Raw genomic sequence first — 14,738 nt, forward strand, 5'->3', positions numbered from 1 at the left:
CCTTCGAGACACGGAGACGAGACGATCTCCGACAGGGATCAGGAAACGCCGACCCGAAAGAGGGAGGGGAAAATGACGAGGACCCGCACGCCGGGCATCAGCCGCCGTTCAACACTGGCGCTGATGGGCGCCGGTGCGATGAGTGTTGCCGCGCCCTGGGTGGCGCGTGCGCAAGCCAAGACCATCAAGATCGGAATGCCGACGATCCTGTCGGGCCGCGTTGCGCAGCTCGGCACGTCCTCGCGCAATGCGGTGATGCTCGAGGTCGAGAAGGTCAACGCTGTCGGTGGCCTTGCCGGCCGGCAGATCGAGATGGTGATCCGCGACTCCAAGGGCCAGCCGCAGGAAGCCGCCCGCGTCGCGCGCGAACTCGTCAACACCGACGGCTGCGAGCTCATGATCGATGCCGAAGCCTCCTCCGGTGCCTTCGCGGTGCACGAGGTCGCGCGCGATCTCGGCGTCTTCTGCATTCACACCAATTCGGAGACCTCGGCTCTGACCGCCGATCCCAAGCAGCACATTCCCAACGCGTTCCGTACCGCGCGGCAGGGCGTGCACGACTCCATCGTCGGCGGCAGCTATGCCGCTGCGATCGCCAAGGCGAAGGGCTTGAAGAAATGGGCGACCTGCTCGCCGGATTATGCCTATGGCCGCGACACCACGGCGGAGTTCACGCTGTACCTGAAGCGCTTCGCGCCCGAGGTCGAGATCATCAGCGAGTCCTGGCCGAAGCTGTTCCAGCCTGACTACACCGAGGTGGTGACGAAGATCCTGCAAGCCAAACCGCAGGCGCTCTATTCCTGCCTGTGGGGCGGCGATCTCACCTCCTATATCGACCAGGCCAACATCTACGCGATGTTCGGCCAGATGGAAGTGTTCGCGGTCAATATGGCTGACTACACTGCGCTCACCGTGGTGAAGAACCTGCCCAAGGGCATCCACTCCGGCAACCGCTACATCAAGACTTTCCCGACCACGCCGGAGAATGCTGCCTGGGGCGATGCCTACAAGGCAAAGTTCAATGAATATCCGACCAACTGGTCGTGGGAGAATGCCACCGCAATCATGCTGATGGCGGAAGCTGCGAAGAAGGCGAACTCGGCCGACGGCAAGAAGATCGCAGAGGTTCTGAAGGGCCTCACGATCAAGTGCCCGTTCGGTGCCGACGGCACCGTGACCATGCGCGGCGACGATCACACCCTCGTCGGCTACGCCATCGGCTGGGGCACGACGATCCCACAGGAGCCGTACGTGCCCGAAGTCAAGGCCGGGGACTGGAAGACCATCTTCGAGCTGGAAGCCGAGTGGAAGAAGAGCAAGGGCTATACCTGATCGCGCAAGCGGCGGGGACGGGTGACCGTCTCCGCCGTCGTGTCCTTTTCCGCGCCGTGTCAGGCGCGTCGCAATGAAAGTGCTCCCGTGGATCTCGATGCGCTTGCCGGCTGTCTCTCCAGTTCCGCGTGCCTGGTGACGCAAACCACCAGCGGCCTCATCATCGGCATGCTGCTGTTCCTCGTCGCCGTCGGGCTGACGCTGATCTTCGGCGTGCTCAAGGTGGTCAATTTCAGCCACGGCGCCTTCTATATGTTCGGCGCCTATTTCGCGATGACGGCCTATCAGCTCACCGGCAGTTTTGCGCTGGCGATGCTCGCGGGCGCGGCCGGCACCGCGGTTCTCGGCCTGATCTTCGAGCGTGTCTTCATGAGCCGCGTCTATGGCGCCGACGTCCTGATGCAGCTCCTCGTCTGCTACGCCTTCGTGCTGATCTTCGACGACGTCGTGCGCATCATCTGGGGGCCCGAGTTCAAGGCGATGGGCATGCCGGCGGCCTTCCAGGTGATGCCGCTGTTCATCGCCGGCGGCGTGGTGCCGCCTTACTATCTGCTGCTGATCGGTGTCGCGCTTCTCGCCGCCATCGTGCTCGGCATCGGCCTGTCGCGCAGCCACATCGGCAAGGTGATCCGCGCGGCCGCGCACAATCCCGGCATGGTGTCGGCGCTCGGCATCAACACCGGCCTGATCTATGGCGGCGTGTTCGCGCTCGGCGGCATGCTGGCGGGTCTTGCCGGGGCGCTGGCAGCGCCGGTGCGCTCGCTGACTCCCGGCATGGGCTTCTCGGTGTTGATCGAGTCCTTCATCGTCACGGTGATCGGCGGCATGGGCTCGATCCTGGGCGCGCTGATCGGCGCGCTGCTGCTCGGCCTGATCCGTTCCTTCGGGTCGCTCGGATTTCCCCTGTTCACGGAAGGCCTGATGTATCTGTTCATGGTGATCGTGCTGGTCTCAAAGCCCACCGGCCTGTTCGGCAAGGAGGCGGCATGACCGAGCTGGAGGCCGGACGCGCGCAAGCTCTGGTGCCGGTGCGCAGCGGTGCCGTGCTGCGACGTTATCGCGACGTGCTGATCGCGCTGATCGCCTTCGCCGTGCTGGCGAGCCTGCCATTGTTCACCGGCAGCAAGGCGCTGCTCGATTTCGTCATCCGCTGCTCGGCCTATGGTCTGTTCGCGACCTCGCTCAACCTCCTGGTCGGCTACACCGGCCTGACCTCGTTCGGGCACGGCATGTTCTTCGGCCTTGGTGCCTACAGCTTCGGCCTGATCATGCAGAAGCTCGGCGTGCCGATTCCGGTGGCTTTCGTCGCGGCATTGGCCATCACGGCGGTCTTTGCGACAGTCATCGGCGCGATCTGCGTGCGGCTGAAGGAGATCTATTTCGCCTTCGTCACGCTCGCCTTTCAGATGCTGATCCACTCGACCATCCTGTCCTGGGCCTCGTTCACCGGCGGCGATCAGGGCCTGCGCGGCGGCATCCCGCGGCCCGTCTTTCTCGGCATCGATCTGTCCAATCATGTCCATCTCTATGTCACGAGCTGCGCGCTGCTCATCCTCGGCCTGCTCGCGATGCGCCAGATCGCGCAGTCGCCGTTCGGCTACACGCTGCGCATGATCCGCGACAACGCCGCGCGCGCGAGCTTCCTCGGCATCGACGTCTGGCGCGCAAAACTCACCGTGTTCGTGCTGGCCGCGCTGTTCGCGTCGATGGGTGGCATGGTGATGGCGCTGTTCGTGTCGGGTGCCTATCCGGAGTTCGCCTATTGGACGATCTCGGGCGAGGGCATTTTCATCAACATGCTCGGCGGCGTCTCGACGTTCCTCGGCCCGATGGTCGGCACGGTGTTGCTGCTCCTGCTCAACGACACCGTGACGCGGTTCACCGAGTATCATGGCATCGTGCTCGGCGTGGTTATCCTGTTCTTCGCGCTGGGCCTGCGCAAGGGCCTGCTGGATTTCGTCGCCGAATGGCTTTGGGATCGGCGCGATGCAGGCAAGGGGCGCTAGCCAATGCTCGAGATCCGCAACCTCGCAAAATCCTTCGGTGGCGTGAAGGCGACCAACGACGTCTCGCTCGATTTCCCCGACGGCTCGCTCACCGCCGTAATCGGGCCGAACGGCGCCGGCAAGAGCACCTTCTTCAACCTGATCACCGGCGCCTTGAAACCGGATTCCGGCCAGGTTCTGCTCGACGGCGTCGATCTTGCCGGCCGCTCGCCGCCCGAGATCGTGCGGTACGGCATCGGCCGCGCCTTCCAGGTCGCGAGCATCTTCAAGTCGCTGACGGTAGAGGAAACCATGCTCGCCGCCGTCAGCGCCGATCAGCGCACTTCCGCGGTGCTGCACAAGCGCTTCCCGCTACCCGAGACGCGCGACCGCGCCGAACATGTGATGGAGCTGCTGGGTTTGGCGAGCAAGCGTCATCGCACGGCAGCGACGCTGTCGCATGGCGACCAGAAGCTGCTCGACATTGCGCTGGCACTCGTGCTCGAACCGAAAGTGCTGCTTCTTGACGAGCCGACAGCCGGGATGGGGCCGGAGGAGCGCTGGCGCATGATCGACAAGGTGCGCGAGCTCTGGGAGATCCAGAAGATTACGGTCGTCTTCATCGAGCACGACATGGACATCGTGTTCAAGATCGCACCCAAGATCGTCGTGCTGTGCTACGGCCGCATCCTCGCCATCGGCACGCCCGACGAGATCCGCAGCAACAGCGCCGTGATCGATGCCTATCTCGGGACCGAGCATGCGGGAGCCGCCGCATGAGCACCGCCGTCATCGAAGTCGCCGATCTCGATGTCTACTACGGCACCAGCCAGATCCTGTTCGGCGTCGGGCTGTCGGTGCGGCAGGGCGAAACGATGGCGCTGCTCGGTCGCAACGGCGCCGGCAAGTCGACGACGATGAAGGCGATCATGGGGCTGGCGCCGCCGCGGCGGGGCAGGGTGAGCCTGCGCGGGACTGTAATCTCCGGTCTTAAGCCGCACACCATCGCGCGCGCCGGCCTCGGCTTCGTGCCGGAGGATCGCCAGATTTTTCCGGAGCACACGGTGGAGGACAATCTCGTCATCGGGAAGAAGAAGGGACCGGACGGCCAGGACGAATGGCCGATCAAGCGCATCTATGAGGTCTTTCCGCTCCTGGAGCCGCTGCGCCATCGCATTGCCGGGCGTCTCTCGGGCGGCGAGCAGCAGATGCTGGCGATCGCTCGCACGCTGATGGGTAATCCGGCGCTGCTGCTGCTGGACGAGCCGAGCGAGGGGCTCGCGCCGATCATCGTGCAGCGGATCGGCGAGCTGTTGCGGCAGCTCCGCCAGCTCGGATCGACCGTGCTGATCGCCGAGCAGAACATGCATTTCTGCCTGGGGCTCGCAAGCCACGCCACCGTCATCGACAAGGGCCAGATCGTCTATGCCGCCGGGATCGACGAACTCAGGGCCAACGAGGCAATCCGGCGCCGCTATCTGGCCCTGTGAGTCGGGTGCCGGTGTTCAAATAGGCCGGAAGAAGAAAACTATCGTTCCGCGCCAGTCCGACGGAAGGAGATTTCCTCCGCGAGGACAAAAACGCCAATCGCTTCCATTGCTGTTTGCGGCCGAAACGACGACATTCCCATCAGAATTTGATGGATTGGCCAGAGCCATGGAACGTACCGGATTTGAACCCTTCGGCGAGCAATTGGTGTCCGCGACGGACACCCAGCCGCGGTCGCGTACGTCGAAGCTTTTGCTGCGCGCCGGCACCGGCCTGTTCTGGTCGCTGGTTGCGGGTATCGTGCTTGCTCGCGCCGCCTTTTTCGAGCCCGGCGTCTATGATGGCTTCAGCCGCGTCGCTTCCCTCGCCAAGAGCCTGATCTTCTGAGGCTGGTTACCCCGGGCTGAGGATAGAACTCCCCTCGGGCCTGATATGTCGAAAACTTATTTCCCTCCCGGGCCATGCTGCGTATAAATCTTTCTCTTCAGGGAGAGATTTGTGTCGCAGAATCAAGCATCCAGCCCGGCCGACGCCAAGCCGGCCACAGCCGCAAGCCGCATTGCGTCGCTGATTCCCGGCATTCTCCTTTGCGTTCTGGTCGCCGGCGTCTCCGCCCTGCTGGAGCGCGCCGAGCTGGGTATGTTCGAGCATCCCTATGTCGAAGCGCTCGTCATGGCGATCCTGCTTGGCATGGCGCTCCGCAGCTTCTGGAAGCCGGCACAGCGGTGGCAGGCCGGGATCGCCTTCAGCGCAAAACAGCTGCTCGAGGTCGCGGTCATGCTGCTGGGAGCCTCGATCAGCTTCGCCGCGATCGCCGCCTCGGGCATCGCGCTTCTCGTCTCGATCGCGGCCGTCGTCGTGATCGCGCTATGTGTCTCTTTCGGTCTCAGCCGTCTGTTGGGTCTGTCGACACGCCTGTCGATCCTGATCGCCTGCGGCAACTCGATTTGCGGGAATTCGGCGATTGCTGCTGTGGCGCCGATCATCGGTGCCAACAACGACGAGATCGCATCCTCGATCTCCTTCACCGCCATCCTTGGCGTGATGATGGTGCTTGGCCTGCCGCTCCTGATCCCGCTGCTGCAATTGTCGGCCACGCAATACGGCATCCTCGCGGGCCTCACCGTCTATGCGGTGCCGCAGGTGCTGGCCGCAACGGTGCCGGCGGGACTCGTCGCGACCCAGATCGGCACGCTGGTCAAGCTGATGCGCGTCCTGATGCTCGGGCCCGTCGTCGTCGGCTTGTCGCTGGTCGCCTCGCGCTGGCAGGCCGATGCCAAGAAGACCAATGTCGGCTTCTTCCGCCTGGTCCCGTGGTTCATCCTCGGCTTTCTCGCGCTGGCGACCCTGCGCTCCCTCGAAATCGTGCCGGCGACGGTGGTCGGCCCCGTGACGAAGATCACCAGTTTTCTCACCGTGGTGTCGATGGCCGCACTCGGCTTGGGTGTCGACGTCCGCGTGCTCGCCAATGTCGGAGGCAGGGTGACGGCCGCCGTCACGCTCTCGCTGCTGCTGCTGCTCGGCATCAGCATCGCGCTGGTGCACTGGTTCAAGTGATTGGAACAGGACGCGGCCTCGCTGCCGCTCTGGACTTCCCCCGCCAGACGTTTATTGGTCTTCGCCAATGTGATCGGCCGTCTTCGAGCGCGGCTGATCCTCAGAAACAGCGAGGACGCCGGCCATGACGACATTGACCGTGAAGGATCTTCTGCCCGAGGACGGCACGCGGGGAACATTGGCCGGCCGCGTCTGGCTGCCGCAGGTCGATGGTCCGGCCGTGGTCGCCGTGCGCGGCGACGGCGTGTTCGATGTCACCGCGAGATTCCCGACCATCAGCGCGCTCTGCGAAGAAGACAATCCCGCTCAGGCGCTGACCACGACCAAGGGCGAGCGTATCGGCGACCTCGAAACAATTGTTGCCAACACGGCACCCGACGGGCGTGACCCCAAGAAACCGTGGCTGCTCGCGCCGGTCGACCTCCAGACGCTGAAAGCCGCCGGCGTCACCTTCGCCATCTCGATGCTGGAGCGCGTGATCGAGGAGCGCGCCAAGGGCAATCCGGCTTCGGCCGAAGCGATCCGGAAAGAGGTCACGCGTCTGATCGGAGACGATCTGTCCAAGCTCAAGCCGGGCTCGGACCAGGCGATGCACCTGAAACAGGTGCTGATCGATCAGAACGCCTGGAGCCAGTATCTCGAGGTCGGCATCGGCCCCGACGCTGAAGTCTTCACCAAGGCGCCGACGCTGTCGTCGGTCGGCACCGGCATGGACGCCGGCCTGCATCCGAAATCGACCTGGAACAATCCGGAGCCCGAACTGGTGCTGTTCGTCTCCAGCCATGGCAAGATCGTCGGCGGGGCGCTCGGTAACGATGTGAACCTGCGCGACTTCGAGGGCCGTTCGGCGCTGCTGCTGTCCAAGGCCAAGGACAACAACGCGTCCTGCGCAATCGGCCCGCTGCTGCGCCTGTTCGACGACAGTTTTACGCTCGACGACGCGCGCAAGCTGGACATCAGCCTGAATGTCACGGGCACGGACGGCTTCGTTCTCGACGGCCATTCCTCGATCAGCAAGATCAGCCGCGATCCGACCGATCTGGTCGCGCAGACCATCGGCAAGATCCATCAATACCCTGATGGCTTCGTGCTGTTCCTGGGAACGATGTTCGCACCGGTCAAGGATCGCGATGCGCCGGGGCAGGGGTTCACCCACAAGCGCGACGACATCGTCACGATCTCCGCGCCCCAACTCGGCAAGCTCGTCAACCGCATGCGCACCAGCGACGAGTGTGAGCCGTGGACGTTTGGCATCGGCGCGCTGATGAAGAACCTGGCGCAACGGAAGCTGATCTAGTTTCTGCGCCTCTCCCCGCATGCGGCAGGGCAATCGCATATGGGAGCGATTCCTCTGTGTCCATCCTTCGAGACGCCCGCCGTCGGCGGGCCCTCTCCATGAACCACCTGCCAGACGTCGTCTGACAGGTGGTTCATGGAGAGGAGACCGCCACCGGGTCCGCGCATAGCGCGGCCCGATGACAGGCTCTGCGGTCGTCTCGAAGGACGAGGCGTGCGCTCAGGCCCCGCCGAGAACTCCTATGCGATAGCCCTGCCGCATGCAGGGGGAGGCCGACACGCAAAGCGTGGCGGATGAGGGACCTGCCACTGGTCGCTCTGGCTGACATACGCAGAGCTCTCTATCTACTCCTTCATTGCGAGCGCAGCGATTTGTCCGCCGAAGCCTTCGGCGAAGGCGGAAGCAATTCAGAGTCTTTCCTCGGAGGGATTCTGGATTGTCTCGCTGCGCTCGCAATGACGGGGAGGAGAGGTCGCGGGTCCGTTTATCACCGTCGCTGGATGGGCCCTTACCCCAACCCTCTCAGCGCGGGTGAAACTCGTCATCGCTGTCGCAGCAGCTCGCAATTTCCGTTCATCTCCCCGTTGCATCGCTGGAACAAAATCGCGCAGAGCGTGTCTTAAAACCGCGCGCCGCACTACCCGAACTTTTTGCGGCGAATAGTAAAATAATATGACTAGTCGGAACCGATCTTCCGTGAAATAGTGCCTTCCGCCGCCTCAAGGGCCGGCCTACGGGTGCCATGATACCAATAGGCGCCCCGGATAAACATCTTGGGAGACACGCCTGATGACCCTCAAAGCTCTATTTGCGGCCAGCGCCGCGGCCGCGTTGATGCTCACCTTGCCGGCTAACGCCGCCCAACTCACCATCGGCTTCTCGCAGATCGGATCGGAATCCGGCTGGCGCGCGGCCGAGACCTCGGTCTCCAAGCAGGAAGCCGCCAAGCGGAAGGTCAATCTCAAGATCGCCGACGCGCAGCAGAAGCAGGAGAACCAGATCAAGGCGATCCGCTCCTTCATCGCGCAGAACGTTGATGCGATCTTCCTCGCGCCCGTCGTCTCGACCGGCTGGGATTCGGTGCTGAAGGAAGCCAAGGAAGCCAAGATCCCGGTCGTGCTGCTCGACCGCGACATCGACCCCTCAGGCAAGGACCTCTATCTCACTGCTGTTACTTCGGACAGCGTGCACGAAGGCGCCGTCGCCGGCGACTGGCTCGCCAAGACCGTCGGGACGAAGGCCTGCAACATCGTCGAGTTGCAGGGCACGGTCGGCGCCAGCGTCGCAGCCAACCGCAAGAAGGGCTTTGACACCGCGATCGCCAAGCATGCGAATCTGAAGGTGGTGCGCAGCCAAACCGGTGACTTCACCCGCGCCAAGGGCAAAGAGGTGATGGAGAGCTTCATCAAGGCCGAAGGCGGCGGCAAGTCGATCTGCGCGGTCTATGCCCACAACGACGATATGATGGTCGGCGCGATCCAGGCCATGAAGGAAGCTGGCCTCAAGCCCGGCAAGGAGATCCTCACCGTCTCGATCGACGCCGTGCCCGACATCTTCAAGGCGATGGCTGCGGGCGAGGCCAATGCCACGGTCGAGCTGACGCCGAACATGGCCGGCCCCGCGCTCGATGCCATCGCGGCGTTCAAGGAGAAGGGTACGGTTCCACCGAAATGGATCCAGACCGAGTCCAAGCTCTATACCGCGGCGGACGATCCGCAGAAGATCTACGACAGCAAGAAGGGCCTCGGTTACTGAGGCGGGCAATACGCCGGACTGCTTCCAGCAGTCCGGTGCCCCCTTCGAAACCGCTGCGGGGAACGAATAGGCTGGACGTGCGCGTCACAGCGGACGCCCGTGGGAGTGACGTCGCGATGGAAAACAGCCTCGATCCTGTTTCGCCGCTCCTTGAGGTGCGCGGGATCAGCAAGAGCTTCGGCGCGGTGCGCGCCTTGCAGGAGGTCGACTTCACGCTGCGCGCCGGCGAGATCCATGCGCTGCTCGGCGAGAACGGCGCCGGCAAGTCCACGCTGATCAAGGTGATCACCGGCGTGTTTCCCCGCGATGCCGGCACTGTCAGGCTCGGTGGCGAAGAGGTCGTGCCGCGCTCGGCCAAGGCGGCGCTTGGCGCCGGCATCGCCACCGTCTACCAAGAGGTCAACCTGCTGCCGAACCTGTCGGTGGCGCAGAACCTGTTCCTCGACCGGCAGCCGATGCGCTTCGGCATCGTGCGCGAAGGCGAGATGCGCCGCCGCGCCAAGGCACTGCTTGCAGATTTCGGTCTCGATATCGATGTCGCCGCGCCGCTCGGCAACTATTCGGTGGCCATCCAGCACGTCACCGCGATCGCGCGCGCCGTCGATCTTTCCGCGCGCGTGCTGATCCTGGACGAGCCGACCGCGAGCCTTGACCGCCATGAGGTCGGGATTCTCTTCGGCATCATGCGCCAGCTCGCGCGGCGCGGCATCGGCATCGTCTTCGTCAGCCACTTCCTCGACCAGGTCTACGAGATCTCCGACCGCATCACGGTGTTGCGCAACGGCCGCCTGGTCGGCGAGCGTGAGACAGCTTCACTGCTGCGCCTCGAGCTGATCCGGATGATGCTCGGTCGCGAGCTCGCGGACACCACCAGCACGCGGGCTTCTGTCACCGAGCACAAGACACGCGAGATCTGCGCGAGCTTCGAAGGTTACGGCAAGTCCGGATACGTCGCGCCGTTCAATCTCGAGCTGCGCCATGGCGAGGTCGTCGGCCTTGCCGGACTGCTCGGCTCGGGCCGGACCGAGACGGCGCGGCTGGTGTTCGGCGCCGAATGCGCCGATCGCGGGCAGGCGAGGGTGGAAGGTGCGCCGGTGCGGCTGCAGTCGCCGCGCGACGGTGTCCGCCACGGTTTTGGCTATTGCCCGGAGGAGCGCAAGACCGACGGCATTATTGCCGAACTCAGCGTGCGCGAGAACATCGTGCTTGCGCTCCAGGCCAAGCGCGGCCTGCATCGCCCGCTGTCGCGCCGCGAGCAGGACGAGATCGCGAACCGCTACGTCAAGATGCTCGACATCCGCCCGCCTGATCCCGAGCGCCCCGTCGGTCTGCTCTCCGGCGGCAATCAGCAGAAAGTGCTGCTGGCGCGCTGGCTTGCGACCTCGCCGCGGCTCCTCGTGCTGGACGAGCCGACCCGCGGCATCGATGTCGGCGCGCATGCCGAGATCATCCGTCTGATCCGCGACCTCTGCGACGATGGCCTGGCACTGCTCGTGATTTCCTCCGAGCTCGACGAGATCGTGACCTATTCGGACCGCGTCGTGGTGCTGCGCGACCGCGCCCATGTCGAAGAGCTCGCGGGAGAGACGATCGACGTCGGCAACATTCTCGCGGCGATCGCCGCCGATGGCGCCGCGGCCGCGCACGAGGGCCGGGCATGACAACGCTATTGCCGCGCCGCGGCCTTGCCCAGGTCCTGGCGCTGATCGTGATCCTGGCGGTCGATCGCATCGTATCACCTCAGTTCTTCGACCTGCGCCTGCAGGACGGGCGGCTGTTCGGCAGCCTGATCGACGTGCTCAATCGCGGCACGCCCGTGGCACTGCTCACGCTCGGCATGGTGCTGGTGATCGCGACGCGCGGTATCGATCTCTCAGTCGGCGCCGTCATGGCGATTTCGGGCGCCATCGCGGCGAGCCTCGCCGACAGCTACGGGCTGCCGATCGTGCTGGCGGCCGCGCTTGGCGCAGGCCTCGTCTGCGGCTTGTGGAACGGTTTCCTCGTCGCCGTGCTCGGCATGCAGCCGATCGTGGCGACGCTGATCCTGATGGTGGCGGGACGCGGCATCGCCCAGCTCATCACCGAGGGGCGCATCGTCACCTTTTCCTCACCGGACCTGGTCTGGCTCGGCAATGGCTCGGTACTCGGCCTGCCGGTGCCGGTCGTGATTGCCCTGGGCATGCTGATCCTCACCGCCGCAGTGGTGCGCGGCTCCGCGCTCGGCCTCCTGATCGAGGCCACCGGCGGCAATGCGCGGGCGAGCGAGCTCGCCGGCGTCGGCACCCGCGCCATGATCCTTTCGGTCTACGTCTGGTGCGGCGTATGCGCCGCGCTCGCCGGCGTGATCGCGGCCGCCGACATCATGGGTGCCGATGCCAACAATGCCGGCCTGTGGCTCGAACTCGATGCCATCCTCGCGGTGGTGATCGGCGGCACCTCGCTGTTCGGCGGCCGTTTCAGCCTCGTGCTCGCCGTGTTGGGGGCGCTCATCATCCAGACCATGAACACCGGCATCCTGCTGTCAGGCTATCCGCCGGAGTTCAACCTGCTGGTCAAGGCGGTGGTGGTGCTCACGGTGTTGCTGCTGCAATCGCCGAAACTGTCGGGGCTCGCCGGAATTGCCATGCGGCTGCGGAGGACCAAGGCATGAAAGGCCTGCCGCCCGTTCTCATCACGGCCATCGTGCTCGTTGCGGGCTTCGCGCTCTGCGCGATGCAGTTTCCGAATATCGCCTCGACGCGCGTGGTCGGAAATCTCCTCACCGACAACGCCTTCCTCGGCATCGTCGCGACCGGCATGACATTTGTGATCATCTCCGGCGGCATAGATCTTTCGGTCGGATCGGTGATCGGCTTCACCACCGTGTTCGTTGCACTGGCGATCGAGCGCTGGGGCGTGCCGCCGCTGGTCGCCTTCGTCGCCATTCTCGCGCTCTCGGCAGCCTTTGGTGCGGCGATGGGCGCGGTGATCCATGTCTTCGACCTGCCGCCCTTCATCGTCACGCTGGCCGGCATGTTCCTGGCGCGGGGTGCGAGCTTCCTGCTCTCGACCGAATCGGTGCCGATCACTGCGCCGGTCTATTCCACCGTGTCGGACTTCGCGCTGCGGATGCCCGGCGGGGGGCGACTGACCGCGATCGCGATCATCATGCTCGTGATCGTGATCGGCGGCGCCTTGCTTCTGCATCTCACCCGGTTCGGCGCCAACGTCTATGCACTCGGCGGTAACCGGACCACCGCAAGCCTGATGGGCGTTGCCGTCGGCAAGATGACGATCAAGATCTACATGCTGTCGAGCCTGCTCGCGGGGGTCGCCGGCATCGTCTTCTCCTTCTACACAAGCGCCGGCTATTCGCTCTCCGCCGTCGGTGTCGAGCTCGACACCATCGCCGCCGTCGTGATCGGCGGCACGCTGCTGACGGGCGGCCAGGGCTCGGTGATCGGCACCTTCCTCGGCGTGCTGATCCAGGGCCTGATCCAGACCTACATCAATTTCGACGGCACCTTGTCGAGCTGGTGGACCAAGATCGCGACCGGCGTGCTACTGTTCGCCTTCATCGCCTTGCAGCAGGGGCTGGTCGCGCTGGCGCGCCGGCCGGTGGTCAAGAGCGCAGGAGCGGCGTCATGACCTCGCGCATCCTCGTCATCCCGACGCGGCGGGCCCACTCCAACCATGCGGAGGTGGCCCGTTCGATCGGCGTCGACATCATCGCCGGCCGCTATGCGGAAGGCACGCGTCTGCCGGGCGATGCCGAGATGATCGCGATGTTCGGCGTGTCGCGGCCGGTGCTGCGGGAGAGCGTGAAGACGCTGGTCGCCAAGGGCCTGCTCACCACCAAGGCGCGGGTCGGGACCGTCGTGCGCGAGCGCGGCGCCTGGAACATGTTCGACGCTGATGTGCTGGCCTGGCACCTCGACGCCGGCATCGACAAGCGCTTCCTCAATGATCTCGCCGAGATCCGTCTTGCGGTCGAGCCGCGCGCGGCCATGCTCGCGGCGGCGCGGCGGTCGGAGGAGGGCCTTGCCGAGCTCCGCCGCAGCATGGAGCGCATGCGGCATGAAGCGTCCGACTCGGTGGGCTTTGCCGATGCCGATCTCGCGCTTCACGTGGCCGTGGCGCGCGCCTCGGGCAATTTGTTCATGCGCTCGATCGGGCACGTCATCGAGGCTGCGCTGCGCGCCTCGTTCCTGCTCAGCGCCCCGGTCGAGCCGGAGGATCGCGACACTGTGCTGCAGTGGCACCAGAAGATCGTCGATGCCATCGCGGTCGGCGATGCCGATGCCGCCGCCGAAGCGATGGTCTTCGTCATTCACAATGGAATGCATCGCCATGAGGGGGCCGCGATCGAGACCGCGCCGGCCGAGGCGCTGCCGTCGGCGGATACTGGAGAACGAGCGTGACAGACCTTCGCATCGCCATCGTCGGGTTCGGCAAGATCGCGCGCGACCAGCATGTCGGCGCGATCGCGGCGACCCCGGGTGCAACGCTGGCGGCGGTCGCCAGCCGCAACGCTTCGCTGCCGGAATTGCCGCATTTTGCCACCATCGAGGACTTGCTGGAGCGGGGACCGCCGATCGATGCGGTGTCGCTCTGCACGCCGCCGCAGGTGCGCCGGGCCCAGGCTGCAGCAGCTCTCGCCGCCGGCAAGCATGTCATGCTGGAGAAGCCGCCGGGCACCGGCGTTGCCGAGCTCGATCCGCTGATCGCAATGGCGGCGGAGGCGAAGCGCACGCTGTTTGCGACCTGGCATTCGCGCCATGCGCCGGCGGTCGAGCCGGCGCGGCAATGGCTCGCCGAGCGCCGCATCGCCTCCGTGCAGATCAGCTGGAAGGAAGATGTCCGCGTCTGGCATCCCGGCCAGGCCTGGATCTGGGAGCCGGGCGGCCTCGGCGTGTTCGATCCCGGCATCAATGCGCTGTCGATCCTGACCAGGATTCTGCCGAAGCCCGTGTTCGTCACCGCGGCGGAGCTGGCCTTCCCGGCCAATTGCCAGGCGCCGATCGCGGCGAACCTGACACTGACTGATATCAGCGGTCTGCCTGTGACCGCCGAGTTCGATTTCCGCCAGACCGGGCCGCAGAGTTGGGATATCGTCGTCGAAACGGATCGGGGCCGGATGACTCTGTCCAGCGGTGGCGCGCGCATGGCCGTTGACGGCAAGGTGCTTGCCGAGGCTCCCGATGAGGAATATCGCGGGCTCTACCGGCGCTTCGTCGAACTCGCGGCGACCGGCGCGAGTGACATGGATCTGACGCCCCTGCGTCTCGTCGCCGACGCCTTTCTGCTGGGCAAGCGCACGATCGTCGAGCCGTTTGTGGACTGAA

At 65.0% G+C, this 14,738-nt stretch carries 14 protein-coding genes; all 14 read left to right on the forward strand.

The features are described 5' to 3' along the window. Positions 1-72 precede the first annotated feature (72 nt). The 14 genes from FJV43_RS29775 to FJV43_RS29840 all read left to right on the forward strand — a co-directional run bounded on the left by FJV43_RS29775 (position 73) and on the right by FJV43_RS29840 (position 14,737). Entirely contained in the window at positions 73-1,332 is a 1,260-nt protein-coding gene (locus FJV43_RS29775) for an ABC transporter substrate-binding protein (RefSeq protein ID WP_239622540.1), read from the forward strand. 87 nt (positions 1,333-1,419) lie between these two features. Then, positions 1,420-2,322, forward strand: coding sequence for a branched-chain amino acid ABC transporter permease (locus FJV43_RS29780; protein ID WP_239622541.1), 903 nt, complete (start codon positions 1,420-1,422; stop codon positions 2,320-2,322). Beyond that, positions 2,319-3,338, forward strand: a complete 1,020-nt coding sequence (locus FJV43_RS29785; protein WP_239622542.1) for a branched-chain amino acid ABC transporter permease — start codon at positions 2,319-2,321, stop codon at positions 3,336-3,338. The genes FJV43_RS29780 and FJV43_RS29785 overlap by 4 nt, the downstream gene beginning before the upstream one ends. Before the next feature lie 3 nt (positions 3,339-3,341). After that, positions 3,342-4,097, forward strand: coding sequence for an ABC transporter ATP-binding protein (locus FJV43_RS29790; protein WP_239622543.1), 756 nt, complete (start codon positions 3,342-3,344; stop codon positions 4,095-4,097). Continuing rightward, positions 4,094-4,807 carry an ABC transporter ATP-binding protein gene (locus FJV43_RS29795; RefSeq protein WP_239622544.1) on the forward strand — a complete coding sequence of 238 codons (714 nt, stop codon included), beginning with the start codon at positions 4,094-4,096 and terminating at the stop codon, positions 4,805-4,807. Before FJV43_RS29790 ends, FJV43_RS29795 begins: the two co-directional genes overlap by 4 nt. A 106-nt stretch (positions 4,808-4,913) precedes the next feature. Further along, positions 4,914-5,192, forward strand: coding sequence for a hypothetical protein (locus tag FJV43_RS29800; protein ID WP_239622545.1), 279 nt, complete (start codon positions 4,914-4,916; stop codon positions 5,190-5,192). A gap of 111 nt (positions 5,193-5,303) precedes the next feature. Further along, positions 5,304-6,362, forward strand: coding sequence for a putative sulfate exporter family transporter (locus FJV43_RS29805; protein ID WP_239622546.1), 1,059 nt, complete (start codon positions 5,304-5,306; stop codon positions 6,360-6,362). A 124-nt stretch (positions 6,363-6,486) separates the two neighbouring features. Continuing rightward, a complete protein-coding gene (locus FJV43_RS29810) occupies positions 6,487-7,659 on the forward strand; it encodes a fumarylacetoacetate hydrolase family protein (protein ID WP_239622547.1) in 1,173 nt (390 codons plus the stop codon). A 789-nt stretch (positions 7,660-8,448) separates the two neighbouring features. Further along, positions 8,449-9,414, forward strand: a complete 966-nt coding sequence (ytfQ, locus tag FJV43_RS29815) for a galactofuranose ABC transporter, galactofuranose-binding protein YtfQ (RefSeq protein ID WP_239622548.1) — start codon at positions 8,449-8,451, stop codon at positions 9,412-9,414. A 116-nt stretch (positions 9,415-9,530) separates the two neighbouring features. Continuing rightward, positions 9,531-11,075 carry a sugar ABC transporter ATP-binding protein gene (locus tag FJV43_RS29820; RefSeq protein ID WP_239622549.1) on the forward strand — a complete coding sequence of 515 codons (1,545 nt, stop codon included), beginning with the start codon at positions 9,531-9,533 and terminating at the stop codon, positions 11,073-11,075. Further along, positions 11,072-12,064, forward strand: a complete 993-nt coding sequence (locus FJV43_RS29825) for an ABC transporter permease (protein WP_239622550.1) — start codon at positions 11,072-11,074, stop codon at positions 12,062-12,064. The genes FJV43_RS29820 and FJV43_RS29825 overlap by 4 nt, the downstream gene beginning before the upstream one ends. After that, entirely contained in the window at positions 12,061-13,041 is a 981-nt protein-coding gene (yjfF, locus tag FJV43_RS29830; protein ID WP_239622551.1) for a galactofuranose ABC transporter, permease protein YjfF, read from the forward strand. Before FJV43_RS29825 ends, yjfF begins: the two co-directional genes overlap by 4 nt. Next, complete coding sequence (locus FJV43_RS29835) at positions 13,038-13,814, forward strand: FadR/GntR family transcriptional regulator (protein ID WP_239622552.1); 777 nt, start codon at positions 13,038-13,040, stop codon at positions 13,812-13,814. The genes yjfF and FJV43_RS29835 overlap by 4 nt, the downstream gene beginning before the upstream one ends. Beyond that, a complete protein-coding gene (locus FJV43_RS29840) occupies positions 13,811-14,737 on the forward strand; it encodes a Gfo/Idh/MocA family oxidoreductase (protein WP_239622553.1) in 927 nt (308 codons plus the stop codon). Before FJV43_RS29835 ends, FJV43_RS29840 begins: the two co-directional genes overlap by 4 nt. Position 14,738: the final 1 nt, after the last annotated feature.

This window comes from Bradyrhizobium sp. I71 (assembly GCF_022354745.1).
GTDB classification, from domain to species: Bacteria; Pseudomonadota; Alphaproteobacteria; order Rhizobiales; family Xanthobacteraceae; genus Bradyrhizobium; species Bradyrhizobium liaoningense.